We start from the raw sequence: 25,416 nt of genomic DNA on the forward strand, positions 1-25,416 counted from the left end.
GTGCTCGCTCTAGCGTTTTGTTTTTACGCATGTCTTTATCCCAAAACCGGTGCCCACTTTTGGGAGACATGCTCTAGAGTACGGGTAATATCAACCCGCATTCTGCTTCGCATTTTGAAGTGTTTCTTGCGCATGGCTGACTACAGAGATCCACTCTTGATGATTGCAATCAACAAGGCCGAGTCCGCGCAGAAAAAATAGCCCTTCAATTGCCAGAATGGCTTGTCGGATATCACGACCCTGCTTGGTATCGTTTTGAAAATACTTAAAAATAGCCCAATAAAATTCCCTAGCCGGCTCCGACACTGTCGGAGCATTCGAGAGCGCTGTCATCAATAATGAGGCAGTGCGTAAATGGGTTTCTTCCTGACTTTGGATTTCGGCAATATAGGCTGTCAGCATAGATGCGTCAGAGCGATCCATAGGATCGGATTTTGCCTTCCACGATAGAATGAAGCGGTTTAACTCACGCGCCAGCGCCGCTTCAATCAACGCATCTTTCGTCGGAAAAGCATAAACAAGCCCGCCCTTGCTGACGCCGGCTCTTTCGGCGACAGCATCCAGTGTAAAGCCTCGTCCCATGCTTTCAGCAATGATTTCTTCTGCTGCATCAAGAACGCGATCTTTATCTATTTCTCTCGGGCGGGCCATAAATACATTTCTTTGTTATATCAGCTCCAAATCAGTGTCTGAACACAAATTCCGAGCCGTCAGTAAAGCGGTTCAGACGATAAATTGACGGATCAGCTGTGGTTTTTTCTCCGGCAATCATCTGTGCGATCATTTCGCCCGAAGCAGGTGCGGTGGTCAAGCCGTTTCCGGAAAAGCCTGTGATGACAAAAAGTCCGGGAATATCGGATGTTTCATCAATATATTGGGTGGAATCCGGTGTGGCATCAATCATACCGGCCCATTTTTCCCGAACAACAGCTTGTTCATATTGCGGATAGGCTTTGCGTAAACTGGCCAGAGCGCGATCCGTTTCCTCATTGTCCACGCGGGCTGAAAGCATGCGCACATCTTCAAAAGGTGTTATTTCATCGGCATTCCAACTGGATTTTAAGTGTAATGACGCGAATAAGTCACTTGAAGCACGGACATTGATCAATCCGCCAGCATTTTTAAGTGCGGGTAAAAAATCAAATAAATATCTGAAACTATCTTTTGTGATCGGTGAATTATTGCTTGAAACACCAACAGCCGTTTCACCATTGGCCATATGACGCCATGCAAAATCCGGACCGTAGCCCGCACCGGGCAATGCATTATCTATGCGGCCGAGACGTTGCATCGAAGAATTAATAGCAAGTTGCGGCAGCTTTATGCCCAGATTTCCGGCAAAAAGTGAAGACCATGCACCACCTGCAATTACGACTGCTTTGGTTTTGATATAGCCGTGTTCGGTATGAACGCCAGCCACCCGTCCACCTTCGCGCTCGATTGTCCGTGCCGCAACCGGTGCAAAAATTTGTACACCTTCGCGCATCGCGCCTTTGGCAATTCGAGAAACAGACCAGACCGGTTCGGCGGTACCGTCACTTGCTTGGTAAAGAGCGCCATGATATTTTTCAGAAGCGCCCGGAATTAACGCATCAAGTTCGCTGCCGGTTACCACGCGTGCATCCATTTGAGGTTGCACTTGCAATGCGCTTGTCAGCCATTCGCGGCTTGCATCAACTTCTTCATCTGAACCAAGAAGTGAATAATTACCTGATTGGCGAAAGCCAATATCTTCTCCAAAACGTGCTGCAAAGCCCTGCCAAATTTCTTTTGAACGGTTGCAGAGTTCTAATTTGCCCAAGTCCCAGCCATTGGAATAAATCCAGCCAAAGGCACGGCTTGATTGCTCACCTGCGATAACGCCTTTTTCAAGCACGACAGTGTTTAAACCGCGCTCATTCAAAAACAGGGCGGTAGACAATCCGGCTATGCCGCCACCTATAACAACAACATCGGCACTTGCCGGAATATCTGTTCTGGTGGCGACAGATTCTGCCAGCGGTATATCGGATGGTGCACGCCAGCCATCAGTAGAAGCAAACAGACTTCCACCCGCGCCGCCAAGCACAGCACCGCCTAAAAATAAGCCGCTGCTTTTGAGGAATTTTCTTCTGGATATCGACATAAATAACTCCTTGAGTGCGTCAAAGGGCACTTGGAAAAACACTTAATATGAATGTTGCTCATATATGACTGACCAGTCGAAAATGCAATTATAAATATTTTTGCGACCTGAAACGTCAATTTTGATAAGTATTTTTAAAGTTTGATACGTTGAATTTATAGACTGGAATAGCAGATGGTTTAAATGTATTTTTATTTAACCATTTGAAAACAAATCGCTTTTTAAAGAGCTTCGCAAGTTTCGTTGTGCTTTCTTATTTGCATTATCAAAAAAGTGTGACGTATCAGGCACAGCAGCAGCCGGAAAGAAATGAATGCTTTTTTCTTGTGTTGAAATGTCATCCGTTATCAGATTAAACATGATAAAATAGGTCAACAAATATTAAGTAATGGATGCTATTTCTTTGCAAGACAGGTGATTGGGCAAAACCGGATGGTGCGTGTAATTACATTCTTTCTTTCGGTCGTGTGGCGCGACTTTTCGTAATTTCTAATGCGCGGAGTTTGCTGTCATTTCATATTGAGATGAGTGTTTAAGGTGCAATGATGATTGTACGCAAGAGAGAGTTCGAGACACTTTATCTGGACGAACAACCCGGCTTGTTGCGTCGTGCTATGCGACGTCTGGGCTCTGCCGCTGTCGCAGCCGACTTGGTGCAGGATGTTTTTTTAAGGCTTTGGGAGCGCCGCTCTGAGCCATTGGTGGATGAAGCCGCTTATCTCAATAAATCTGTCAAACACGCTATCATTGATCATATTCGTGCCGAGCGCGTTCGTCAGGATCTATCTGTTAATATATTGCCTGAGCAATATGCTGCTCCGGTTGCAACCCCTTTGGATATCGTGGTTCCACGTGATGAAATGCGCCATATGGATGATGTTATCCGCGCATTGCCGGAGCGTACAAGACATATATTTTTACTCAATAAAGTACATGGTTGCAAATATAGTGAAATTGCCGAAGTGCTGGGCATATCACGTAGTGCCGTTGAGAAACATGTTGCCCGCGCGATGTTGGCTTGTCGTAACGTAAGAGAGTAATTTTCCGGGTGCCTTTGTGGCTGAATGGGTTTAAAAGACAAAATCCGGGTCAGCAGCCATCATTGAAAGTGAGAATATCTTGCCGCAAGCAGAATTGAAGCGGATAAATCAGGAAGCGATAGCTTGGTTTACTCGTATGAACGGTGAACCTTCACCGGCTGATCGGCGAAATTTTGAGAATTGGCATCAAGCCAGTCCGGCCCATGCCAGTGCTTATCAGGAAGTTGTGACAACATGGTCTTCGGCTGATATGCCGGGCGCTGAGGTGGCAGCAGAAGAAGCTGATCAGCTGAACCAGTATTTACTGGCAGTGCAAGCTGTGCGGGTGCGCCGCAACAGGCGCAATGTCTTGGCAGGAACAGCGGCCAGTCTTTTTGTTTTGTTCGCTGGTTTTCATATTTGGCTCGACCATCCGCATTTTTTACAAGATTTGAGCGCTGATTATGTGACCGCGCGTGCCGAGCGCCGCACAATTTTATTGTCTGATGGCAGTCAGGTAACCTTGGATGCTGACAGTGCATTGGCATTTAAAACAAGCGATGGATTGCGTCACGCACAGTTGTTGCGTGGTATGGCTTATTTCGATGTTAAGTCCTCTTCAATACCGTTCGAGGTGGAAGCCGCTGATGGCAAAACCCGCGTGACGGGAACTGCTTTCTCGGTTGAAGTTCACGAGCAGGATGTTGTCGTCAATCTGGAACGCGGTGCGGTCACTGTTTCATCGGCCTCACAAGATCAGCAGGCACATTTAACACCTGGTCAAAGTGTAAATTATAATAAAAATGGTGTAGGTTCTGTTCAGTCTGTACTCATTGATGATGCATTGGCCTGGCGTGAAGGCCGCCTTATATTTGATAATTTCCGTTTGCAGGATGTGATCGAACAAATCGGACGATATCATAATGGCCGTATTGTTATGATTGGATCGTCGCTTGCTGAATATCGGGTGTCCGGCAATTTGCCGATTGATGACACAAAAGCCGCACTCGCCTCTTTACAAGCAACAGTTGGATTTGAAATTTACGAATTAGGCTCACGTCTCATGGTGATAAGATAATAAATATTTAATATAATCAATATGTTATAAAGTTGATGAAAAATACATATTTTTTTGATGTGTACTTTGCCTCTCTCAAACGTGGAGACTTATGAGAGGCAATAGAATGCGAGCCATCCGCACACCTCTCGATTTATTTACACGAGAAGGGTTGCGTTGATGAAAAAGAGCTTTTGTATGAGGGGACGGCTAGGCCTCCTGCTGACCAGCACAATGTTGGGCGCAGGCCTCTTCATGGCAATGGATGCGGTGCCTGCAAATGCGCAGGCAAGCATACAGCAGCAATATAATTTTAATATTCCTGCCAAGCCGGTTCGTCAGGCTCTGAATGACATTTCGCGCATAACAGGAATTTCTGTTGTTTACAGTGATGCTGCGGCAGGAACTACAAGCGGCAAGGCCGTTTCAGGCTTGATGACACGTGAGGACGCGATCCGGACATTGTTGTCGGGCAGCGGTTACACTTATTCCTTCTCGAACGGCAATACAGTTACCATTCATAATAAGGCGCAACAAACCAGTGGCGCTACAATTTCAGAAGATGGAGTAACGGTTCTTGACACGATTGTGGTGACTGGCGACGAGGCCAATATTTATAGTCCTTATGATACAGCGGGCGCAACCAGCTATATTACCTCACAGGAGATTGAGCGTTTTCGTGGCTCAAGTCCGGCTGATATGTTCCGTGGTACTGCAGGCGTCATGTCCGGTGAAGCGCGCAATGGCGCCGGTTCGATTGATGTCAATATTCGTGGCATGCAAGGGATGGGCCGCGTTGCCACCACGATTGATGGTGCTGAAAATGCTGTAACAGTTTATCAGGGCTATCAGGGCGTATCCAACCGCACCTTTGTCGATCCTGACTTTATTGGCGGCATTGATATTAATAAAGGCGCCGACAGTGCTTCATGGGGCAATGCTGGTTCGGTTGCCATGCGTACTGTTAGCGCAGAGGATATTGTCAAACCCGGCGATAGTTGGGGACTGCGCCTGAAAGGTGAAATCGGCAGCAATGCTTCATCGCCGAATGCAGGTGATAAAGCCGGTTATCTCTGGCCCTACGCGCCATGGGATCCAATGGGTGCCGTTCCGGTGGAATCATCTACCGGTATGGATCGCCCGTCCGCTTTGTCGCCAAGGCGTGCTTCAGGTAGTGTTATCGGCGCTTATCAGGGCGAGGACTTTGATCTATTGGCTGGTTATGCCCGCCGCAAACAAGGCAATTATCATGCTGGTAAATATGGCCCGTCTGTTGATCCCGTCAACAAAGGCCGTCAGCAATATTGCCCTAACGGGGTGTGCAATCCGAATGGCACTACCTATTGGGACAATTATTATGAGAACGAAGGCCTTGTAAATTATCGCGGTGGTGAAGAGGTTCTCAACACCCAGCTGGAAACAGAATCCTGGCTTGCTAAATTGACGGCCCGTTTTGCAGATGATCACACAATTCAACTGGGATATACCGGTTTTCGCAGTGAAGCGGGTGACCGCCTTGCTTCGCGCTTAAATGGTAAAAACGGACAATCAGAACAGCAGGCACAAACCGCGGGCACCAGCCTTGATACGGTGACAGCACGTTATCGTTGGAACCCTGAAGATAATGATCTTTTTGATCTGAAGGGTAATCTCTACTGGTCTCATTTGGAACTGCGCAATCCGGTGCGGGGTGGTCGTGGATTAACACCTGAGCAAATCGGTTTGCCATCCGGTTTCCGTGTTGGTTCAAATTCCGATATGTGGGGTGCTGATTTCAGCAACTTGTCCAGGTTTGCCACCGCTTATGGTGATATCGATTTGACCTATGGCTTGTCCTATCGCGGTGAGGATACACGCGCCAGCCGTCATACAGCAGCATTGGAAGCATGGAACTCAGCACGCGATGCGATACGCCATGAGGCGGCAGCCTATACAAAAGCGGCATGGAAGCCGGTTGATTGGGCAACACTCAATGCAGGCCTGCGTTATTCGCATTTCTGGTCGAAGGATCGCTTCGATCCATATGAGCGCGATGATATTGCCACGCGGGTGTTAGGTTTCAAAACCAATGATGGCGGTTTCAGTCCGTCGGTCGGCCTGACATTGGAACCGTTCGATGGCACACAATTCTATGTCAATTATTCAAACACCATGCGTGCGCCAAGCGTTATTGAATCTGTATCCGCATTCAATAGTGTGACAGCCAATGCGGATGTAAAGCCGGAGCGCTCCAGCAACTGGGAAATCGGTACCAATCTGATGCGCGACGACATCTTCACCGATGATGATCGCGGAATGTTGAAGCTTGGTTATTTCAACTGGAATGTTAAAGATTATATTTCCCGTTCCATGAAAGCGAGCGGCCCTTTAAGTCTCAATATTGAAAACATCGACAGGGCGCGGTTCTCAGGTCTTGAACTTTCCGCACGCTATGAGGTTGATGGTTTTACAGCTGATCTTTCGGCCAATTATTTCCTTAATGTGGAATATTGCCGAACTTTGAATTCCTGCGAAAACAAATCGCTTTATGGTGACTATGCCACCAATCACGTGCAACCGGAATATACTATTGACCTGACCCTTTCACAGAAATTGCTGGAAGAGAGATTGACAGTTGGTGGTCGAATTTCACATATCGGGCCGCGTGCGATCGGCCATGGCGATGTAACTGCACAGGGTGCTTCCGAGTTCATCTCAATGGTCAATTGGAAACCATATACGCTTGTCGATGCTTTTGCAGAATATAAGGTCAGCGATAATCTGACCGCTGCCGTGCGTGTCGAAAACCTGTTTGACCGTTTCTATGTTGATCCTTTGGGGCTTGTGACACAACCAGGGCCTGGGCGTACATTTTATGCCAGCCTGACCGGTACACTGAGAGGAGATCAAACATTTAGCGGGTTAAACTCACCGCTTGCAGGTTTGTTTGGCAAATCCGGCAATTCAAATAATCATGTTCAGGCTATTGACTGGACGGGGCTCTATGCGGGTTTCCATACAGGCGGATTGTTTGGTCATACAAAAGGCACGACCACAACGCTGGATGGTTCGGACAATAAAGCTGCCAATCGTGAATCTGCCGATCTGAAAATTGGGGGTGCTATGATCGGGATGCAGGCCGGTTATAATTGGCAGTTTGAAAATGGTGTCGTACTTGGCTTTGAAGGAGACTGGAGCAAAGTTTACAATGCTACCGCCTCCAGAAAGACCTTGGCACTTGATCCAGTTCTGGCGAAAAACGGTCATGTTAATGCCAGCACAAGCTATGATATTGACTGGACGGCGAGCCTGCGTCCAAAGCTTGGCTATGCATTCAATAATCGCTTCTTGGCCTATGCGACGGGTGGCCTTGCGCTGGCACGTGAAACCCAGTGGCGTGACCAATATGTATCAGATATGCAAGATGAGAGCCGGCCGTATGGTGAGAAGACCACTGTCGCTTCTACCGACAAAGCATCTACTACACGTCTTGGCTTTACGCTTGGTGGCGGCTTTGAATACGCTTTGAGCGATAATTGGTCGGTGAAAGCGGATTATGCTTATAGTCACTTCGGTAAAAACAGCTTCAAGTTTAAAACGGCAAGTGAGGGCACAGGACTTAACTATACCACCACTGAAGTGGTGGGCTGGGAAGAAATACCGCCAATGTTTGCACCTGATGATCCAATGTGCTCCGAGGCCGGTTGGGAGTGGGCATGTGAACCGGAGAAGAGACCGATTAGAGAGACAACGGAACATACAGGTTCGTCCAATGTTAAAAACGGACGTAAAGCTTCCAATTCATTGGATATGCATACATTCAAAATCGGTTTGAACTATCGCTTCTGATATTCAAAAAACTTTTGTTCAAACGGGTTATGATTAGTTGAAAAACAAAAAAAGGCGGCAATCATGCCGCCTTTTTTAATATTTTAGTTCAATTAAGCTGCGCTGAAAGAACCGGAGAAGTGACCGCACCAATCATTGGCGGTTACTACTGGCCACAAACCACGGGAGTTGGCTTCTGGCTGTGATACAGGTGGGTTGAAACGGCAAAGACCGGCGCTTTCAACCACTTTTTCAGTATTTGCAACGTGATCTTCATAAAAAGAACAAGCTTTACATGATGCAGAGTTTGACATGAGATATTCCTTTTATTGCTTAATAAGTATTCGAATTAAAGTTGAGACTGCTACTCAATGTTTTAGAATTATTCTAAATAATGAGCTTGTTTGCAAGTGTTTTTTATCGTCTGCGACAGTTTGGAACAATTCTAATGACGGGAAAACGGCGTTTAAAAACATGAGGTTATGAGGCAGGTTTAGTGAAGATGAGGAAATTATTACTATTTTTCACCTGACGATAAATTAGAGTTTTACACTCCAAAATTCTAAGCGCTAAAATTATTAATACTTGATCTATCGCTATTATAAACTGGTATGGCAGCAATGGACTTTGATAAATCCAATAAGCATTAATCTAAAAATGAAAACAAAGTCGGCGACTCGTCTATGGGCACGGCTTTTTCGTGGGTGAGCAGCCATTTTTTGCGTGTTAAACCGCCTGCATATCCTGTTAACGTACCATTACTGCCGATAACGCGGTGACAAGGCACAAACAAACTGACAGGATTGAGACCATTGGCAAGCCCGACAGCACGAGCGGCATTGGGCGTACCGAGTTTGGCGGCCAGTTCGCCATAGCTCCATGTTTTACCAACAGGAATTGTCCGTAAAGCTGCCCAGACACGTTGCTGAAACGGGGTGCCGCCACAATCGACCTCAACATCTTCAATGGCGTTAAGATCGCCATGCAGATAGTTTTCAATGTGGGTGTCAACGAAATGTTTGTCTTGGCTTATGGTTAAGGTCACATCATCACCGAAGCGGCGCTTTAATAATCGTGTCAGACGTGCGTCTGCGGGGCCAAAATCAAGCGCCACCAGAATATCGTTTCGGGTCACATAATAAAGCGGGTCAAGCACGGTGCCTGTTTGGAGATGATGCAATATCAGTTCGTTACTCATGGCGTCCTCAATGGTTTTTCTGCTTTTATCATCATAAATCAGCATGATTAAAGTGACGCTTTGATTCTAAATAACAGCTTATAAAATTAGTAATTGTTACTGTTTTCGACTATGGGCAGGTCAAAAATTCTTATTTTAGCTCATCAATAAGTATAATATTTGCCTTTTAAGCAGCGCCCCAAAGCCGTCATCTGCGCCGGTTGAAAAAGTCTTTATTGGAGCGCATTGAATGTAAGATAAAATTCATAATTGAATCAACCCGCTGCGCATTGGCTATATCATTGTGACAAGTTAACCAATAGCCTCTTTTGAGCTCTACTTCATCAGGCAAAACAATTTCCAGCTCCGGAAAACCTTGCGCGATAAAGTAGGGCAGGACACATAAACCACGATTGCAAAGGGCAGCTTTTAATTGTGCGCTGATGCTGGTTGACTGAAAGTTGGGACGCAAACCGGGCAAGACATCGCGCATGTAATCCAACCCCGGAGAAAAGACGAGATCCTGCACATAACCAATGAAAAAATGCTGCAACAAGTGCTTTTTCTGGGTAATAGGCGGGTGTTTTCTCAAATAAGCGCGTGTGGCATAAATATGCAGCGTATAATCAATAATTTTCTTGTTAATGTAAGGCCCGGCCTTTGGCGGATCAAGCGTAATCGCAACGTCAGCCTCTTTGCGCGAAAGAGCCATAATCTGTTGAATTGTAAGGAGTTCTACTGCAATATGCGGGTGCATTTCAGCAAATGCGGCAAGTTTCTCGACGAAGAAAAAGTTGGAAATTCCTTCTGGCGCACTCAGGCGTACGAGGCCGCGTAATTGGCTGACACTGTCGGAAATTTGTGCTTGTAAACGCTCCGCCTCTGCTTCGATTGTTTCGGCTGTATCAACTAATCTGCGTCCGATGGTGGTCAGCTCATAACCGCGGGGATTACGCTCGAATAATTTGGCTTTTAAAGCAAATTCAAGTTGTTCAATGCGTCGGGAAACCGTGACATGAGTTGTGCGTAAATTACGTGCGGCAGCCGATAATTGACCGGTGCGTGCAACGGCCAGAAAATATTGCAGGTCGTTCCAAGAAAACGCAGTCGTCATGTTTTAATCTTTCCTCCCCAGTGACAGGTTCTGTACAAAAATGAACAGAACCTGTTCGCATTCTGATCAGAGCCGGCTCTTGTGTCAACGCACCATTTGCTCAAACTTAAGTCGTCTGGCACCGCTGAACGGGAGTGGTCATATTAAGATTTTACAAAGCTAAGCTCGGCCTTGGTTTTTTTAAAAAGCTTATAGGCGAGTTGCCATTTTTATCTCTGGGAGGAGAAAATATGAAAACTGCAAAAATTTTTATGTCGGCCATGATGGCTTTGGCTGCAAGCACCAGTGTTTATGCTGCTGATATTTCAGACGGCAAGGTCAAAATTGGCATTTTGAATGACCAATCCGGCGTCTATGCAAGCTTTGGCGGTAAATATTCTTATGAGGCGGCCAAAATGGCTGCGGAAGATTTTGGCGGTACGGTTTTGGGCGCACCGATTGAAGTTGTGACGGCTGACCACCAAAATAAAACTGACGTTGCTTCTAACATTGCCCGCCAATGGTATGATACCGAAGGTGTTGACGTGATCATGGAGCTGACGTCGTCTTCTGTTGGTCTGGCCGTTCAGGCTCTGAGTAAAGAGAAGAAGAAAATCACTATCAATACTGCCGCCGCGACCAATGAACTGACCGGCGCGCAGTGCAGCCCTTACGGTTTCCATTGGGCATTTGACACCAACTCACTGGCTTATGGTACCGGTGGCGCCTTGGTTCAACAAGGTGGTGACAGCTGGTTCTTCCTCACAGCTGATTATGCATTTGGTTATTCGCTGGAGAACAGCACCTCTGAATTCGTGAAAGAAAAAGGTGGTACTGTCTTAGGTGCAGTTCGCCATCCACTTTCAACGGCTGATTATTCATCCTTCCTTTTGCAGGCGCAAGCCTCTGGCGCTAAAGTTATCGGTCTTGCCAATGCCGGCCTTGATACATCCAACGCTATTAAACAGGCTGCAGAATTTGGCATCACTGCCGGTGGACAGCGTCTGGCCGGTCTACTTTTCACTATCGCAGAAGTTCATGGTCTTGGCCTTGAAGCCGCACAAGGATTGACCTTGACTGAAAGCTTCTATTGGGATCGTGATGATGAATCGCGTGAATTCGGCAAGCGTTTTCTTGAGCGTACCGGTGCGATGCCGAACATGGTGCATGCCGGTACTTATTCCGCAGTTTTGAGCTATCTCAAAGCGATTGAAAAAGCTGGTACTGATGATGCGGATGCAGTTGCGAAAGCGATGAAAGAACTGCCGGTTAATGACGTTTTTGCCAAGAACGGCCGCGTTGCAGAAAATGGCCGCATGATCAGCGATCTCTATCTGCTGGAAGTGAAAAAGCCTGCTGATAGCAAAGGTGCATGGGATTATTATAATGTTCTGGCCACAATCCCTGGCGAAGAAGCTTATCTCGATCCGGCAAAAAGCGGCTGCTCCTTGGTATCGAAATAAGTGAGGTTGCTTTGATGATGAATGCAGCTTTGGATAAACATGAGAGCCCCCGTATTGTGCTTTCAGCCAAAGGCCTGACTAAGGTTTTCGGTGACTTTGCGGCGGTCAAAAATGTTGATCTTAATGTGGAACATGCCCGCGTACATGCATTGATCGGACCTAATGGTGCCGGAAAAACCACTGTTTTTAACCTGCTGACGAAGTTTCTTCAGCCCAGCAGCGGAACCATTGTTTTTGACGGCATAGATATTACCAACGCGCGACCTGACAAGGTCGCGCGTATGGGGCTTGTCCGTTCATTCCAGATTTCGGCCGTTTTTCCACATTTGACATTGCTAGAAAATGTGCGCGTTGCACTGCAGCGCCCTAATAAACTGGCAACGCAGTTCTGGCGCCCTTTGTCTTCGCTTAACAGTCTTAATCAACGCGCAGAAGAGCTCTTGTCATTGGTTGGCTTAACCAACGAAACCAATACTTTGGCGGCCGATCTTTCTTACGGGCGCAAGCGCGTTTTGGAAATTGCCACCACTTTGGCGCTCGATCCGAAAGTGTTGCTTCTGGATGAGCCGATGGCGGGTATGGGTGGCGAGGATGTCGAGCATGTCGCAAACCTCATTCGTGAAGTGGCGAAAACGCGCGCAGTTTTGATGGTGGAGCATAATCTGAAAGTCGTGGCGGATATCGGGCATAATATTACCGTGTTGCAGCGCGGGGAAATTCTGGCTGAAGGCAATTACGCGGAAGTGTCGGCAGACCCGCGCGTTCGCACAGCCTATATGGGAACGGAGGAAGACTAAAATGGCAGCACTCCTCGAAGTTTCCGGCCTTGAGGCATGGTATGGCGAAAGTCAGGCGCTTTATGGTGTTGATCTCCATGTCAATGAAGGCGAAATGATCACAATTCTTGGTCGTAATGGTGTGGGTAAAACCACCACTTTGCGTACCATTATGGGCATTATTCGCAAGCGTAAGGGTGTGATTAAACTGGGCGGCAAGGATTTAATGTCCGTGCCTTTGCATCGCACTGCCCGTTACGGTATGGGATTTGTGCCGGAAGAACGCGGAATTTTTGCAACCCTGACAGTTGAAGAAAACTTGAAGCTTCCTCCTGTTGTTGCCAGCGGCGGCATGAGCCTGGACGAGATTTACGAGCTTTTCCCAAATCTTTTGGAACGTCGCAACAGTCCCGGCACCAAATTGTCGGGTGGTGAGCAGCAAATGCTGGCAATGGCACGCATTTTGCGCACAGGTGTCAAACTTTTGTTGCTGGATGAGCCGACAGAAGGACTTGCTCCGGTGATTGTACAGCGCATTGGCGAAGTACTTTTGAAACTTAAAGAGCGTGGCATGACTGTGGTGCTGGTGGAGCAAAATTTCCGTTTTGCGCGCAAAATCGCCGATCGCTTTTATTTGATGGATCACGGCCAGATGGTCAGTGATTTTCCGGTTCATGAGTTGTCTGATCGTATGGACGAACTCAATAAAGTGCTGGGGGTTTGATATGACAATGATCTTCGGCGTACCTATTCAGGCATTGCTGGGCCAGTTGCTGGTCGGGCTGATCAATGGTTCTTTTTACGCACTCTTGTCGCTTGGGCTGGCGGTTATTTTCGGCCTGTTGCGGGTGATCAACTTTGCACATGGCGCGCAATATATGCTCGGTGCATTCGTGGCCTATTTGGGTCTGCAATATTTCGGCATGAATTTTTGGGTGGCATTGGTCGTCACGCCAATTGTTGTCGGTTTGTTTGGCGCATTTGTTGAGCGCTTTATGCTCTCGCGCCTTTATGATCTCGACCATCTCTATGGGCTATTGTTTACTTTTGGTTTGGCGCTTGCGGTGGAAGGTACTTTCCGCTGGCTCTATGGTGCAGCAGGACAGCCTTATTCTGTGCCGCCGCAACTTGCCGGTGGTACTAATTTAGGCTTTATGTTCCTGCCTAATTACCGCGCTTTTGTCGTCGTGGCATCCTTGATCGTTTGCATTGCAACATGGGCATTGATCGAAAAAACCCGCCTTGGCTCTTATTTGCGTGCAGCCACAGAAAACCCGACCCTCGTGCAGGTTTTTGGTATTAACGTACCGGTATTGCTAACGCTGACTTATGCCCTTGGAGCCGGTCTTGCAGGCTTCACCGGTGTACTGGCCGCACCAATTTATCAGGTTTCGCCATTGATGGGCACCAACCTGATCATCGTGGTGTTTGCAGTCGTGGTTGTCGGCGGTATGGGTTCCATTATGGGCGCAATTGTCACCGGCTTTATGCTGGGTGTCGCAGAAGGGCTAACGAAGGTTTTCTATCCGGAAGCTTCCAATATTGTGATCTTCGTGATCATGGCGATTGTTCTTCTTATCCGCCCTGCGGGTCTGTTCGGAAAGGACGCCTGATATGTCTAACACTCTTGATGCAACATCGGTGCAGCAACACGCAAAACAGGCATCATTCAGTCCGGTAAAAACACTGTTGATCCTCATTGGTCTGGCGCTTTTTCTGGTCGCACCAATGTTTGTCTACCCGATCTTTCTGATGAAGCTTTTAACGTTTGCGATGTTTGCCTGTGCATTCAATCTGCTGCTCGGTTATACGGGGCTCTTGTCCTTCGGTCATGCGGCTTTCTTTGGTGGTGCTGCTTATTTCACTGGTTATGCGGTGAAGGAGTGGGGCATTACACCGGAGCTGGGTCTTGTCGTCGGTATGGCAGGTGCGGCAGTGCTTGGACTGGTGATCGGCTTTTTCGCAATCCGCCGTCAGGGCATTTATTTTGCGATGATTACGCTGGCATTGTCGCAAATGTTTTACTTCTTCTGTCTGCAAGCGCCCTTTACCCGTGGTGAAGACGGTTTGCAGGGTATACCGCGCGGCTTTTTGTTCGGGCTCCTTGATCTCAATATCCAGCTCAACATGTATTATACCGTTTTGGCGATTTTCATTTTGGCTGTTTTCGTGATCTGGCGCTTTATCAACTCGCCCTTCGGTATGATATTGAAATCGATCCGCGAGAATGAGCAGCGCGCTATTTCGCTCGGCTATAATGTGCAGATGTATAAGCTTGGCGCTTTCGTGATGTCGGCCACACTGGCAGGTCTTGCAGGTGGTCTTAAAGCTCTGGTGTTCCAGTTTGCAACGCTTACCGATGTGACATGGCAGATGTCGGGTGAAGTGATCCTGATGACATTGCTTGGCGGCATCGGCACGATGACCGGGCCGATCTTCGGAGCAGGACTTGTTGTGACATTGCAAAACTATCTGGCAACATCCGACATACCGGTGACGATTATCACGGGCGTCGTGTTTATGGCCTGTGTGTTGGTGTTCCGTCGTGGTTTGGTGGGTGAGTTCTACGCATCAAGGCTTGGTCGGATGCTTGGTTTTGAACACCGCAAGTAAGTTTTAAATTGCTGAAACAGAATATCTCCGCCCGCGTCTTGGCTGACGCGGGACAGGGGAGGTGTGGAGAAAATTATGGGCGAATATGACTATATCGTCATCGGAGCGGGTAGCGCGGGTTGCGTTCTTGCCAACCGCCTGTCCGAAAATCCCGAAAACCGCGTATTGCTGTTGGAAGCGGGCGGCAATGATAATTATCACTGGGTGCATATTCCTGTCGGTTATCTCTATTGTATCAACAATCCACGCACGGATTGGTGCTTTAAGACTGCTGCCGAACCAAATCTGAATGGTCGCTCGCTGCTCTATCCGCGCGGCAAAGTACTGGGTGGCTGCTCCTCCATCAATGGCATGATCTATATGCGCGGGCAGGCGATGGATTATGATATTTGGCGCCAGCTTGGCTGCGAAGGCTGGGCATGGGATGATGTGCTGCCTTATTTTATGAAGTCTGAAGATCATTATCGCGGCAAAAGCAGCCATCATGGTTCAGGCGGTGAATGGCGTGTCGAGAAAGCGCGTGTGCGTTGGGATGTATTGGACGCGTTTCAAAAAGCGGCCGGTGAAATTGGTATTCCGGCAACGGATGATTTCAACCGCGGCGACAATGAAGGGGCTGGCTATTTTGATGTCAATCAGCGTTCCGGTTGGCGTTGGAATACGGCAAAAGCTTTTTTGCGCCCGGTTAAAAACCGTAAGAACCTGACTATTCTAACCAAAGCGCAGGTCAAGCGTTTGGTGCTGAAAGATGGGGCGGTTATGGGGGTCGAGTTTCACCATCAAGGCAGCTTGAAAACTGAGACTGCACGTAAGGAAGTTATTCTTTCTGCCGGTGCGATTGGTTCGCCACAAATTCTCGAACTTTCCGGCATTGGCAATGGTGCAGTTTTGCAAAAAGCTGGTGTTGACACCAAAGTAGAAGTTAAAAATGTCGGCGAAAACCTGCAAGACCATTTGCAATTGCGCATGGTTTATAAGGTTTCCGGCGTTCAGACGCTCAATGAAAAGGCTTCCTCGCTGATCGGTAAAGCCAAGATCGGGCTGGAATATGCAATGAAACGCTCGGGGCCGATGTCGATGGCACCAAGTCAGTTGGGCGTTTTCACCAAATCATCGCCTGAAAAACAAACCGCTGATTTGGAATATCATGTCCAGCCGGTTTCGCTGGATAAATTTGGCGATCCGGTTCACACATTTCCGGCCATTACTGCGAGCGTTTGTAATTTGCGCCCTGAAAGCCGTGGGTCGGTGCATATCAGCAGCCCTGACTTTAAAGTGCAGCCGGATATTCGCCCTAATTATCTTTCCACCGATGAAGACCGGAAAGTTGCGGTGAGCGCCATTAAACTGACGCGTGAAATCGTGAAGCAACCGTCTTTTGCAAAGTTTAAACCGCAAGAATATCTGCCCGGAATTGCTGCGCAAACGGATGAGGAACTGGTGAAAGCCGCAGGGAATATCGGCACGACGATTTTCCATCCGGTCGGCACTTTGCGCATGGGCAGCGATGAGGAAAGCGTCGTGGATGCCCGTTTGCGTTTCCGCAAGCTCAAAGGTTTGCGCGTGGTCGATGCCTCCGTCATGCCACGCATAACGTCTGGAAACACAAACTCTCCAACCATCATGATCGCGGAAAAAGCCGCCGACATGATCCTTGCTGATAACCGTTAAAGGAATTCAGAATGTCTAAAATTGCTTTTATCGGCCTTGGTAATATGGGATTGCCAATGGCACTCAATCTGACCAAAGCAAATCATGATGTGGTTGGTTTTGATCTTTCTGAAGTAAGCTGTAAAGAGGCTGAAAAGCTCGGCATTAAAATTGCGAACTCCGCTGAACAGGCTGTATTATCCGCCGATGTGGTCATCACGATGTTGCCAAAGGGCGAGCATGTTTTATCGGTTTATCAATCGGTAAAATCATCATTGCAATCCAATGCTTTGTTGATTGATTGCTCAACAATTGATGTTGCGAGCGCTAACAAAGCCCATGCACTGGCAGCTGAAGATGAGCATTTATCGGTCGATGCGCCGGTATCGGGCGGCACCGGTGGTGCGCAACAAGGAACACTAACTTTCATGTGCGGCGGTACGGATAAAGCTTTCGCGCTGGCAGAGCCGATTTTAAAAGCGATGGGCAAAAAGATTGTTCATTGCGGAGATAATGGTGCGGGACAAGCCGCAAAAATCTGCAACAATATGATCCTCGGTATTTCGATGATTGCGGTTTCAGAAGCTTTTGCCTTGGGCGAAAAACTTGGCCTTTCGCATCAAGCGCTGTTTGATGTGGCATCCACGTCTTCAGGTCAATGCTGGGCGCTGACCTCTTATTGTCCAGTTCCAGGTCCCGTGCCGACTTCTCCTGCCAATAATGATTATATTCCAGGTTTCGCAGCAGGATTGATGCTTAAAGATTTGCTGCTTTCGCAAGAAGCAGCTCACCAAGTTGATGCCTTAACGCCACTTGGTGCCAATGCGGCTGAACTTTATCAGCGCTTTACAAATGACGGTAATGGCGCACAAGATTTTTCAGGCATCATCAAAATGCTGAGAGGGCATGCTGATGAATGAAGCAGGTGATAATCGGATTGTTTGGCAGCCTTCGAAAAATCGTATTGAGGCTTCATCGCTTTTTAATTTCGCACAAAAAACGCATGATCAGCATGGCTGTGAGCCGGATGACTATCAAGGGCTGCTTGATTGGTCGATGACAGAGCCGAAAGCATTTTATAATGCGCTCTGGGACGAGTTGGAGATTATCGGCGATAAGGGTGAGCGTGCCATTGCCCCATCTTATAATATCAAGGATGTATGTTTTTTTCCGGAAAGCCGTTTGAATTATGCGGAAAATCTCTTGCGCGAACCAGATGAGCGGCTGGCCATTATTGCACATCGTGATGATGGCACAAGACGCGAGATTTCCCGCAAAGAACTTTACGATAAAGTGTCAAGTCTGGCGCAAGCCTTGCGAAAAATGGGGGTTGTCAAAGGTGATCGTGTCGGGGCGATTGTTACCCATGATATTGAAGCGATCATCGGTTATCTGGCCACCAGCAGTTTAGGGGCTATCTGGTCATCCTGTTCACCGGATTTTGGCCCCGCCAGTGCATCTGATCGCCTAAGCCAAATTACGCCAAAAGTTCTGATTGCGGTTGCGTCTTATCAATATGCAGGCAAAACAATTGATGTGCTACCGACAATTCGTGAAGTCTGCGCAACTGCCAAACCGGAACAGCTCATTTTAATCACTGAGCAAATGCCTGAATTATTTCACGGCGTAACGACACATCAGTTTGATGCTCTGTTGCAGCAATATAGTCCGCGTAAAATTGATTTTGTACCGATGCCGTTTAATGCGCCTTTGGCTATTTTATATTCCTCAGGTACAACGGGCGTGCCGAAATGCATTACCCACTCTGCCGGTGGCTTGCTGTTGCAGCATCTGAAAGAGCTGAAACTGCAAAGCGATATTCGCGCCAATGAGCGCTTTTTCTATTTCACCACCTGCGGCTGGATGATGTGGAACTGGCAGGTGTCGGCTTTGGCTTTGGGGGCAACGCTCGTCACCTATGATGGCAATCCGGCCTATCCGACGCAATCACGGCTGATTGATCTGATTGATGCGGAGAAGATTGCAACATTTGGCACATCGGCGAAATTCATTGATGCCTGCAACAATGCTGGTCTCACTCCGCTTGAGAGCCATGATCTTTTATCATTGAAAACCATTCTTTCAACGGGTTCCACACTCATTCCGTCTGCTTTTGATTATATTTATCAAAAGTGGAAAGGCGATGTGCATCTGGCTTCGATTTCTGGTGGCACTGATATTTGTGCTTGTTTTCTAGGTGGCAATCCGCTGCAACCCGTGTGGCGCGGTGAATTGCAAGGTGCAATGCTGGGTATGGATCTCGACGTGGTTGATGAGGAGGGGAGAAGTCTTCCTCGTCCTGCAATGGCGCAAGAGAACGGACAAGCCGGTGAACTCGTATGTCGCAAAGCGCATTTATCAATGCCGGTGAAATTCTGGGGCGATGAGGACGGCTCCCGCTATCATGCGGCTTACTTTGAGCGTTTTTCTGGTCTTTGGGCGCATGGCGATTTTGCTGAAAAGCGTTTTTCTGGTGGTTACATCATTCATGGTCGCTCCGACACAACCCTTAATCCGGGTGGGGTGCGCATTGGAACATCTGAAATTTATCGTCAGGTGGAAACTATTGATGTGGTTGAAGAGGCGGTAACTGTTGGTCAGGATATTCATGGTGACCAGCGCATTGTCTTGTTTGTGAGGTTGAAGCCTGATGAGACTTTAACGGATGAACTGCGTCAGACAATTCGTACGCGCATTCGCTCTGGTGCCAGTCCGCGTCACGTGCCAGCAAAAATTATTGCAATAGAGGCTATTCCACATACGCGCTCCGGAAAAATTTCTGAAATTGCCGTGCGCGATACCATCCACGGGCGTGCAGTGAAAAATCTGGACGCGCTGATGAACCCTGAAGCACTTGAGCTTTATAAAAATATTGCTGAACTGAAAGACTGAGAATATGGCCGATCATCAAGAACCTAAAATTGCGCTTATTACCGGCTCTACCAGTGGAATTGGTTTGGCGATTGCCAAGCGATATTGTGAAGCTGGTTTTCAGGTGGCGATGCATGGGGTGGAAACACCTGAACAAGCGCAGCCTGCACTTGAAGTTGCGGGGAAAGCGGCAAGGCATCAGCCGGTTTATTTTCAGGCGGATTTGAGTGATGATGCACAAAGCGCTGGCCTTGCACCAGCAGTTATTCAACAGTTTGGGCGCATTGATATTCTGGTCAATAATGCGGGCATTCAAAAAGTACAGCCGATAGAAGAATTTGATTATGCGGATTTCAACCGCATTATACAGATCTCGCTTGATAGTAGTTTTCACACTATTCATGCGGCCTTGCCATTGATGAAAAAGGCAGGTTGGGGACGTATCATCAACATTGCCTCAGCGCATGGCTTACGTGCCTCTGTTAATAAAGCACCTTATGTGGCAACCAAACATGCGGTGGTTGGTTTGACCAAAGCGGTCGCGCTGGAAGCCGCAGAATATGGTATTACCTGCAATGCGATCTGTCCGGGTTTCGTGCTGACACCTTTGGTTGAAAAACAAGTGCGTGATCAGGCCAACGCGCACGGTCTTAGTGAAGAAGAAGCCACTCGTAATGTGATTTTGGCAGGACAGCCAACCAAGCAGTTTGTTGGTACCGATGAAATAGCGGAAATGGCTTTTTATCTTTGCGGTGATTGGGCACGCTCCATTACAGGAACTACAATTTCCATTGATGGCGGTTGGACAGCCAAATAGGTGGTTTAAGCGAAAAGTTAAAAAAATCTGGCGCAGTCTTATTCGAATATCATATAAATCTAATATTTATATAACTGCGCCAGCATTATTTTAGTATTTATTAAAATGAAAAGAATCTCATTTAAATAGAAATAAATAACACAAAAAATTTATCGTATGACCCGTCAAAATTATACGATTTTAATTGAATAAAGGTAGTTTATTCAATTACTTACGCCAATTGTGCAACCTCTGATTTCTCCCTATAGACAGCCTGTATAATCTATGCGTATAGTTATAACGATCTCTACTAAAGAGATGCTATAAAAGGGAACAATTTGGTATGATATCAAGACGTCAATTCTTGACCTATTCTGCTTTGGCTGGAACCACACTGGCTATGCCAGGTCTTATTCGCAGCGCATGGGCAGCGACGGATACATTAAATATTGGTATTCCTGTGCCTATTTCCGGTCCTTTTGCGGCTAACGGAAAATACGCTTCAATGGGCGCTATTATTGCGGCAGAAGAGGCAGAAAAGAAGCACGGTATCAAAGTTAAAACATTCGATATGGACACAGAAGGCAAACCTGCCACTGCTGTTCGTAAAATGCAGGATGCGATCGAGCAAAATGGGATCAAACTGTTTGCCGGTGGTATTTTGTCTTCTGAATCACTTGCCATGGGCAAAGAGGCTACGAAGGCGAAAGCAACTTTCTTTACCACAGCCGGCGCGGATGAACTGACAGGCGTGGATTGCAATGCCGGTACTTATCGCTGGAGCGTGCCGACATTTGGTGCGATTGAACAGACGGTGCGTCCGATCATCGAACAAATGCCGGAAGTGAAGCGTTGGTACACCATCACCCCACAATATGTGTTTGGTGACGGTCTGCTTAATGCAGCTAAAAACGTCTTTAAAGAAAAAGGCGCGGAGCATGTCGGCAACAGCTATCATTCTCTGACAGAAAAAGAATTCAGTGGTTATCTGACCAATGCGATTGCGGCCAAACCGGATGCATTGCTGATTTTGAATTTCGGTGCGCAATCTTCTGATACATTGCGCCAAGCCATCAGCTTCGGCCTTAAAGATCGTATGAAAATTGTGGTCGCATGGGCGTCCGGTCTTGAGCAATTTGAAGGTTTGGGCCCTGATTTAAGCGAAGACGTTTATTTCGGCGCACAATATTGGCATGGTGTGGATGCACCTGCCAATAATGAATTGGCTACTCTGACCCAGGCCAAATATGGCGAGACACCGAACTATTCGCTGGCCGGCTCATATTTGATGACCAAATTGTTGATCGATGCAGCTGTGCAGGCTGGCAGCACCGATGGTGAAGCCATTGCAAAAGTGTTGAACGATATGAAATATGCCGGTCTTACCGGTGAAGAACTTATTCGTGGCGGCGATCATCAGGTCATCAAAGATTATTACCTTCTGAAAGGTAAAGCCAAATCCGCAATGAAGGATAAGGTTGATTATGCTGATGTTGTGTCAGCGGGTAAATCATTCCTCGACCCGGAAGCTGCCGGTTGCAAAATGGGCTGATGCCTTTTGCAAGATTAATAAGGTGCGGGCAGATATATTGCCCGCCCGGCTTTATTCATTATCAGGAGAATTCTGGTGATTTATTTATTCCAGATGCTGAACGGCATCGGGTTGGGGATGCTTTACTTCCTGCTCGCCGTCGGACTTAGCGTTATTTTCGGACTATTGCAGTTTGTAAACTTTGCCCATGGTGCATTTTATCTGTTGGGCGCTTATCTGGCTTATGATCTGGTTGAACGCGGTTTCAGTTTCTGGGTAGCAATGCCCGTTGCAACAGTGATTGTGGCAGCACTGGCAGCAATAACTGAAGCATTATTGCTGCGCCGTATTTATAAACTGCCACATACATTCCATATTCTGGTGACTGTTGGAATGGCGCTAGCCATTCAGGAATTTGTCATCATCATTTGGGGGCCTTTGGGCGGCAGTGTTTCTGCACCGGCTGCATTAAGCGGTGTCTTCATCTGGGGTGATTTTATTTACCCGCAATATCGTATTTTTGTGATTGTCTTTACAGCTATTCTCGCGGCCCTGTTGTGGTGGTTGCTTGAGGGTACACGCCTTGGCGCGATCGTACGCGCCGGTTCGGAATCCTCCGATAATATGGCGCTGCTTGGTTATAATACATTGCGCATCAATACCGCTATTTTTGCACTCGGTGCCGGTCTTGCCGGGCTTGCCGGTGCGCTTGTGGCTCCAATTCGCGGTGTTGAACCGTTCATGGGTATTGATGCTCTTGGCATCGCCTTCGTTGTGGTCGTGATTGGCGGTATGGGCAGTTATACCGGTGCCTTGGTTGCCGGTATTCTGGTTGGCGTGTTGCAAAGTTTGATGGCTACGATCTGGCCGGAAGGTGCGCGTCTGATCATTTATGTCGGTATGGCACTGGTTATTATTTCAATGCCGCGCGGCCTGTTCGGGAGAGCATAAATCATGAAAACCCTGAACAATCCTTATTTTCAGTTTTTACTGGCCGTTGCGGCTGTTCTGATCATGCCGATCTTTATGAAATCCGGTATTCTCGCAACGGAAATCCTGATTTTTGCGCTTGCTGTAACAGCTTGTAACTTGCTGCTTGGCTATACCGGCCTTTTATCCTTTGGGCAGGGGATTTTCTTTGGTTCCGGTAGTTATATCGCCGGTATCTTGCTCACCCGCACCGGCCTTCCGGTAGGCGTTATGTTGCCGATAGCAATAGTGAGTGGTGCAGCCTTGGCCACTTTGGTCGGTTGGTTTGCCATTCGCAGACAAGGTGTTTACTTTGTAATGCTGACGCTCGCCTTCTCACAGTTGTTTTTCTTCCTCGCTTATACTTTCAGCGATATTACCGGTGGTGATAACGGTCTTCTGGATGTACCGCGCCCAAGCTTTGGCGGAACTGTGCTTTCATCGACATGGTCATATTACACCTATGTCGCGATTATCTTCCTCGTGGTTTTTGCTCTTCTTTTACGTGCAATTCAATCCACTTTCGGCCGTACGCTGATTGCCATTCGTGAAAACGAAGAACGCGCCATTGCGGTTGGTTTCCCGATCAAAGCGTTTAAAGTGGCAGCTTTTGCCATCTCCGGCGCGGTCACTGCATTGGCAGGCGCATTGCATGCGATGTTGATTGGTGTCGCACCACTGACAAGCATTGAACACCACACCAGCGAAATGATCCTGATTATGACCATTATCGGCGGCAGTACCAGTCTGATTGCTTCCGTTATTGGTGCCGCAAGCTATCTGCTCTTGGCTGATTGGCTTTCGGTGATCTGGCCGCGCTGGCTGCTGTTGTTGGGATTGGCACTGATCGTTGTTTCGCTTTTTGCACAAAAAGGACTCTGGGGTCTGTTGGAAAAATTAGTGGCGGCACTCACTTCAAAAGAGGAAAGCGCAAAAAAAACAGATGCAGGCGAGGAGAAGTGACATGAGTGCAATGCATCAACCAAACTCTGCCACTCAAGTAGCTCTTGAAACAAAAGGCGTTGGCATCACTTACGGTAAATTCGTGGCTCTGGCGGATGTTGATCTGTCGATCAAAGCCAATAGTGTGCATTCGATCATCGGCCCAAATGGTGCTGGTAAAACGACCCTCTTTCATGCTCTGACCGGACGTGTGAAGGCCTCTTCAGGCTCAATCCATCTTTACGGGAAAAATATTACGCCAGCATCTGCCGAAGAGCGCGTACAGCTTGGCGTTGCCCGTTCTTTTCAGGTGACCAGTCTTTTCCCGACGCTGGATGTCTATGAAAATTTGCGTCTTGCAGCGCAGGGCAAAACGCCTTGGGCTGCGCTGGCACCATGGCGCAGTGCCGATAGCAATGTGGAAACACGCGAAACCGCAGAATATGTGATGGAGCGTTTGAACCTCACTCATGTGCGTTCGCGTGCGGCTGGTGAACTTTCCCACGGCCAGCAAAGGCGTTTGGAAGTCGGCATGGCAATGGCCTCCAAGCCGCTTGTTATCCTGATGGACGAACCGACATCCGGCATGGGGATTGATGATATTGAAGATATGAAGCGGCTGATCAAAGATTTAGGCCGCGATCATACTGTGCTGTTTATCGAGCATAATATGGGCATTGTAATGAATATCAGCGATACCGTGACGGTAATGAGGGCAGGGCGCAAACTGGTTGAAGGCCCACCGGCATTTGTGCGCGACGATCCGGAAGTGCAACGTGCTTATCTTGGCAATATGATCACGGGAGATATCGCATGAGTGCTTTTCTTCAGGTAGATAATATTCATAGTTACTACGGCAAAAGCCACATCATTCAAGGCGTCTCGCTGGAAGTGAATGAGGGGGAAATTGTCACGCTTCTTGGCCGCAATGGTGCTGGTAAAAGCTCGACGCTGAAATCGATCAGTGGCTTGCTGACACCAGCCAAAGGCAAGATCACGCTGGGCGGAAAAAACATGGCAGGCTTGCCTGCCTATAAGGTTTCGCAGCAAGGCTTGGCATTGGTGCCGGAAGATCGCGGCATTTTCAGCATGCTGAGCGTTGAAGAAAATCTTCAGATTTCCCAGCGTAAAAATTCACCCTGGTCGATGGCCGATATTTATCAGATTTTCCCGCGCCTTGAGGAGCGTCGGAAAAATGGTGGCAGTCAGCTGTCGGGTGGTGAGCAGCAGATGCTCTCGATTGCGCGTGCGCTGCTCAATAATCCCAAGCTCTTGATGCTGGATGAGCCGGTCGAAGGTTTGGCACCTGTCATCGTTGAGGAAATCGTCAGCCAGATCCAGAAAATCCGTGCTGCAGGCGTACCTATTTTGCTTGTTGAACAGAATTTGGCGGTTTGTACGGCATTGGCCGACCGCCACTATATTCTGGAGCTGGGACGTATTGTTTATCACGGAACTGCACAGGAATTTATTGCCGATACCGATGCACGCGACCGCTATTTAGGTGTGAAAGCGAATTAACATGCC

At 47.8% G+C, this 25,416-nt stretch carries 22 protein-coding genes; 17 read left to right on the plus strand and 5 right to left on the minus strand.

The genetic code is table 11. The annotated features are described in order from the left end of the window. Positions 1–90: 90 nt before the first annotated feature. Positions 91–651: a TetR/AcrR family transcriptional regulator gene (locus tag JNC77_RS15455; protein WP_374834093.1), complete on the minus strand. Its 561-nt coding sequence runs from the start codon at positions 649–651 to the stop codon at positions 91–93. 31 nt (positions 652–682) lie between these two features. Continuing rightward, entirely contained in the window at positions 683–2,125 is a 1,443-nt protein-coding gene (locus tag JNC77_RS15460; RefSeq protein ID WP_374834095.1) for an NAD(P)/FAD-dependent oxidoreductase, read from the minus strand. 545 nt (positions 2,126–2,670) lie between these two features. Between JNC77_RS15460 and JNC77_RS15465 the strand changes: the two genes are divergently transcribed. The 3 genes from JNC77_RS15465 (at position 2,671) to JNC77_RS15475 (ending at position 8,029) form a co-directional block, all read left to right on the plus strand. Beyond that, positions 2,671–3,165: an RNA polymerase sigma factor gene (locus JNC77_RS15465; RefSeq protein WP_374834097.1), complete on the plus strand. Its 495-nt coding sequence runs from the start codon at positions 2,671–2,673 to the stop codon at positions 3,163–3,165. A 94-nt stretch (positions 3,166–3,259) separates the two neighbouring features. Continuing rightward, positions 3,260–4,222, plus strand: a complete 963-nt coding sequence (locus JNC77_RS15470) for a FecR family protein (RefSeq protein ID WP_374834191.1) — start codon at positions 3,260–3,262, stop codon at positions 4,220–4,222. Positions 4,223–4,399: 177 nt separating this feature from the next. Beyond that, complete coding sequence (locus JNC77_RS15475) at positions 4,400–8,029, plus strand: TonB-dependent receptor domain-containing protein (protein ID WP_374834099.1); 3,630 nt, start codon at positions 4,400–4,402, stop codon at positions 8,027–8,029. Between the two features lie 92 nt (positions 8,030–8,121). Here the strand turns inward: JNC77_RS15475 and JNC77_RS15480 are convergent, their stop codons facing one another. The 3 genes from JNC77_RS15480 to JNC77_RS15490 form a co-directional block, all read right to left on the minus strand. After that, positions 8,122–8,322: a hypothetical protein gene (locus JNC77_RS15480; RefSeq protein WP_374834101.1), complete on the minus strand. Its 201-nt coding sequence runs from the start codon at positions 8,320–8,322 to the stop codon at positions 8,122–8,124. Between the two features lie 332 nt (positions 8,323–8,654). After that, a complete protein-coding gene (locus tag JNC77_RS15485; protein ID WP_374834103.1) occupies positions 8,655–9,206 on the minus strand; it encodes a methylated-DNA--[protein]-cysteine S-methyltransferase in 552 nt (183 codons plus the stop codon). A 187-nt stretch (positions 9,207–9,393) separates the two neighbouring features. Beyond that, positions 9,394–10,299: a LysR family transcriptional regulator gene (locus JNC77_RS15490; protein WP_374834105.1), complete on the minus strand. Its 906-nt coding sequence runs from the start codon at positions 10,297–10,299 to the stop codon at positions 9,394–9,396. A gap of 251 nt (positions 10,300–10,550) precedes the next feature. On the opposite strand from JNC77_RS15490, the gene JNC77_RS15495 reads away from it, so the two are divergent. The 14 genes from JNC77_RS15495 (at position 10,551) to JNC77_RS15560 (ending at position 25,410) form a co-directional block, all read left to right on the plus strand. Beyond that, positions 10,551–11,741: an ABC transporter substrate-binding protein gene (locus tag JNC77_RS15495; RefSeq protein ID WP_374834193.1), complete on the plus strand. Its 1,191-nt coding sequence runs from the start codon at positions 10,551–10,553 to the stop codon at positions 11,739–11,741. A 14-nt stretch (positions 11,742–11,755) separates the two neighbouring features. Then, positions 11,756–12,538 (plus strand): ABC transporter ATP-binding protein, encoded by a 783-nt coding sequence (locus tag JNC77_RS15500; protein ID WP_374834107.1) that lies wholly within the window; start codon positions 11,756–11,758, stop codon positions 12,536–12,538. 1 nt (position 12,539) lies between these two features. Further along, entirely contained in the window at positions 12,540–13,241 is a 702-nt protein-coding gene (locus JNC77_RS15505) for an ABC transporter ATP-binding protein (RefSeq protein WP_374834109.1), read from the plus strand. A gap of 1 nt (position 13,242) precedes the next feature. Beyond that, positions 13,243–14,130 carry a branched-chain amino acid ABC transporter permease gene (locus tag JNC77_RS15510; RefSeq protein WP_374834111.1) on the plus strand — a complete coding sequence of 296 codons (888 nt, stop codon included), beginning with the start codon at positions 13,243–13,245 and terminating at the stop codon, positions 14,128–14,130. A 1-nt stretch (position 14,131) separates the two neighbouring features. Then, entirely contained in the window at positions 14,132–15,130 is a 999-nt protein-coding gene (locus JNC77_RS15515; RefSeq protein ID WP_374834113.1) for a branched-chain amino acid ABC transporter permease, read from the plus strand. A 75-nt stretch (positions 15,131–15,205) separates the two neighbouring features. Beyond that, complete coding sequence (locus tag JNC77_RS15520) at positions 15,206–16,801, plus strand: GMC family oxidoreductase (RefSeq protein ID WP_374834115.1); 1,596 nt, start codon at positions 15,206–15,208, stop codon at positions 16,799–16,801. A gap of 11 nt (positions 16,802–16,812) precedes the next feature. Continuing rightward, positions 16,813–17,700 carry a 3-hydroxyisobutyrate dehydrogenase gene (mmsB, locus tag JNC77_RS15525; RefSeq protein ID WP_374834117.1) on the plus strand — a complete coding sequence of 296 codons (888 nt, stop codon included), beginning with the start codon at positions 16,813–16,815 and terminating at the stop codon, positions 17,698–17,700. Then, a complete protein-coding gene (locus JNC77_RS15530) occupies positions 17,693–19,672 on the plus strand; it encodes an acetoacetate--CoA ligase (RefSeq protein ID WP_374834119.1) in 1,980 nt (659 codons plus the stop codon). Before mmsB ends, JNC77_RS15530 begins: the two co-directional genes overlap by 8 nt. A 4-nt stretch (positions 19,673–19,676) precedes the next feature. After that, a complete protein-coding gene (locus JNC77_RS15535; protein ID WP_374834121.1) occupies positions 19,677–20,468 on the plus strand; it encodes a 3-hydroxybutyrate dehydrogenase in 792 nt (263 codons plus the stop codon). 322 nt (positions 20,469–20,790) lie between these two features. Further along, entirely contained in the window at positions 20,791–21,999 is a 1,209-nt protein-coding gene (locus JNC77_RS15540; RefSeq protein WP_374834123.1) for an ABC transporter substrate-binding protein, read from the plus strand. A gap of 75 nt (positions 22,000–22,074) precedes the next feature. After that, positions 22,075–22,929, plus strand: a complete 855-nt coding sequence (locus JNC77_RS15545; RefSeq protein WP_374834125.1) for a branched-chain amino acid ABC transporter permease — start codon at positions 22,075–22,077, stop codon at positions 22,927–22,929. A gap of 3 nt (positions 22,930–22,932) precedes the next feature. Further along, positions 22,933–23,910 (plus strand): branched-chain amino acid ABC transporter permease, encoded by a 978-nt coding sequence (locus tag JNC77_RS15550; protein WP_374834127.1) that lies wholly within the window; start codon positions 22,933–22,935, stop codon positions 23,908–23,910. 1 nt (position 23,911) lies between these two features. Beyond that, positions 23,912–24,706, plus strand: a complete 795-nt coding sequence (locus tag JNC77_RS15555) for an ABC transporter ATP-binding protein (RefSeq protein ID WP_374834129.1) — start codon at positions 23,912–23,914, stop codon at positions 24,704–24,706. After that, complete coding sequence (locus tag JNC77_RS15560; RefSeq protein WP_374834131.1) at positions 24,703–25,410, plus strand: ABC transporter ATP-binding protein; 708 nt, start codon at positions 24,703–24,705, stop codon at positions 25,408–25,410. Before JNC77_RS15555 ends, JNC77_RS15560 begins: the two co-directional genes overlap by 4 nt. The last annotated feature ends 6 nt before the right edge of the window (positions 25,411–25,416 follow it).

The organism is Paenochrobactrum pullorum, from assembly GCF_041929845.1.
In the GTDB taxonomy this organism is placed as follows: Bacteria; Pseudomonadota; Alphaproteobacteria; order Rhizobiales; family Rhizobiaceae; genus Paenochrobactrum; species Paenochrobactrum pullorum.

Bases quoted from the DNA above. Each gene is read 5' to 3' on its own strand.
- JNC77_RS15530 (WP_374834119.1), top strand. From the start codon at position 17,693: ATGAATGAAGCAGGTGATAATCGGATTGTTTGGCAGCCTTCGAAAAAT.
- JNC77_RS15485 (WP_374834103.1), bottom strand. From the start codon at position 9,206: ATGAGTAACGAACTGATATTGCATCATCTCCAAACAGGCACCGTGCTT.
- JNC77_RS15505 (WP_374834109.1), top strand. From the start codon at position 12,540: ATGGCAGCACTCCTCGAAGTTTCCGGCCTTGAGGCATGGTATGGCGAA.
- JNC77_RS15455 (WP_374834093.1), bottom strand. From the start codon at position 651: ATGGCCCGCCCGAGAGAAATAGATAAAGATCGCGTTCTTGATGCAGCA.
- JNC77_RS15510 (WP_374834111.1), top strand. From the start codon at position 13,243: ATGACAATGATCTTCGGCGTACCTATTCAGGCATTGCTGGGCCAGTTG.
- mmsB (WP_374834117.1), top strand. From the start codon at position 16,813: ATGTCTAAAATTGCTTTTATCGGCCTTGGTAATATGGGATTGCCAATG.
- JNC77_RS15515 (WP_374834113.1), top strand. From the start codon at position 14,132: ATGTCTAACACTCTTGATGCAACATCGGTGCAGCAACACGCAAAACAG.
- JNC77_RS15465 (WP_374834097.1), top strand. From the start codon at position 2,671: ATGATTGTACGCAAGAGAGAGTTCGAGACACTTTATCTGGACGAACAA.
- JNC77_RS15480 (WP_374834101.1), bottom strand. From the start codon at position 8,322: ATGTCAAACTCTGCATCATGTAAAGCTTGTTCTTTTTATGAAGATCAC.
- JNC77_RS15555 (WP_374834129.1), top strand. From the start codon at position 23,912: ATGAGTGCAATGCATCAACCAAACTCTGCCACTCAAGTAGCTCTTGAA.
- JNC77_RS15490 (WP_374834105.1), bottom strand. From the start codon at position 10,299: ATGACGACTGCGTTTTCTTGGAACGACCTGCAATATTTTCTGGCCGTT.
- JNC77_RS15560 (WP_374834131.1), top strand. From the start codon at position 24,703: ATGAGTGCTTTTCTTCAGGTAGATAATATTCATAGTTACTACGGCAAA.
- JNC77_RS15520 (WP_374834115.1), top strand. From the start codon at position 15,206: ATGGGCGAATATGACTATATCGTCATCGGAGCGGGTAGCGCGGGTTGC.
- JNC77_RS15475 (WP_374834099.1), top strand. From the start codon at position 4,400: ATGAGGGGACGGCTAGGCCTCCTGCTGACCAGCACAATGTTGGGCGCA.
- JNC77_RS15535 (WP_374834121.1), top strand. From the start codon at position 19,677: ATGGCCGATCATCAAGAACCTAAAATTGCGCTTATTACCGGCTCTACC.
- JNC77_RS15500 (WP_374834107.1), top strand. From the start codon at position 11,756: ATGATGAATGCAGCTTTGGATAAACATGAGAGCCCCCGTATTGTGCTT.
- JNC77_RS15540 (WP_374834123.1), top strand. From the start codon at position 20,791: ATGATATCAAGACGTCAATTCTTGACCTATTCTGCTTTGGCTGGAACC.
- JNC77_RS15550 (WP_374834127.1), top strand. From the start codon at position 22,933: ATGAAAACCCTGAACAATCCTTATTTTCAGTTTTTACTGGCCGTTGCG.
- JNC77_RS15495 (WP_374834193.1), top strand. From the start codon at position 10,551: ATGTCGGCCATGATGGCTTTGGCTGCAAGCACCAGTGTTTATGCTGCT.
- JNC77_RS15460 (WP_374834095.1), bottom strand. From the start codon at position 2,125: ATGTCGATATCCAGAAGAAAATTCCTCAAAAGCAGCGGCTTATTTTTA.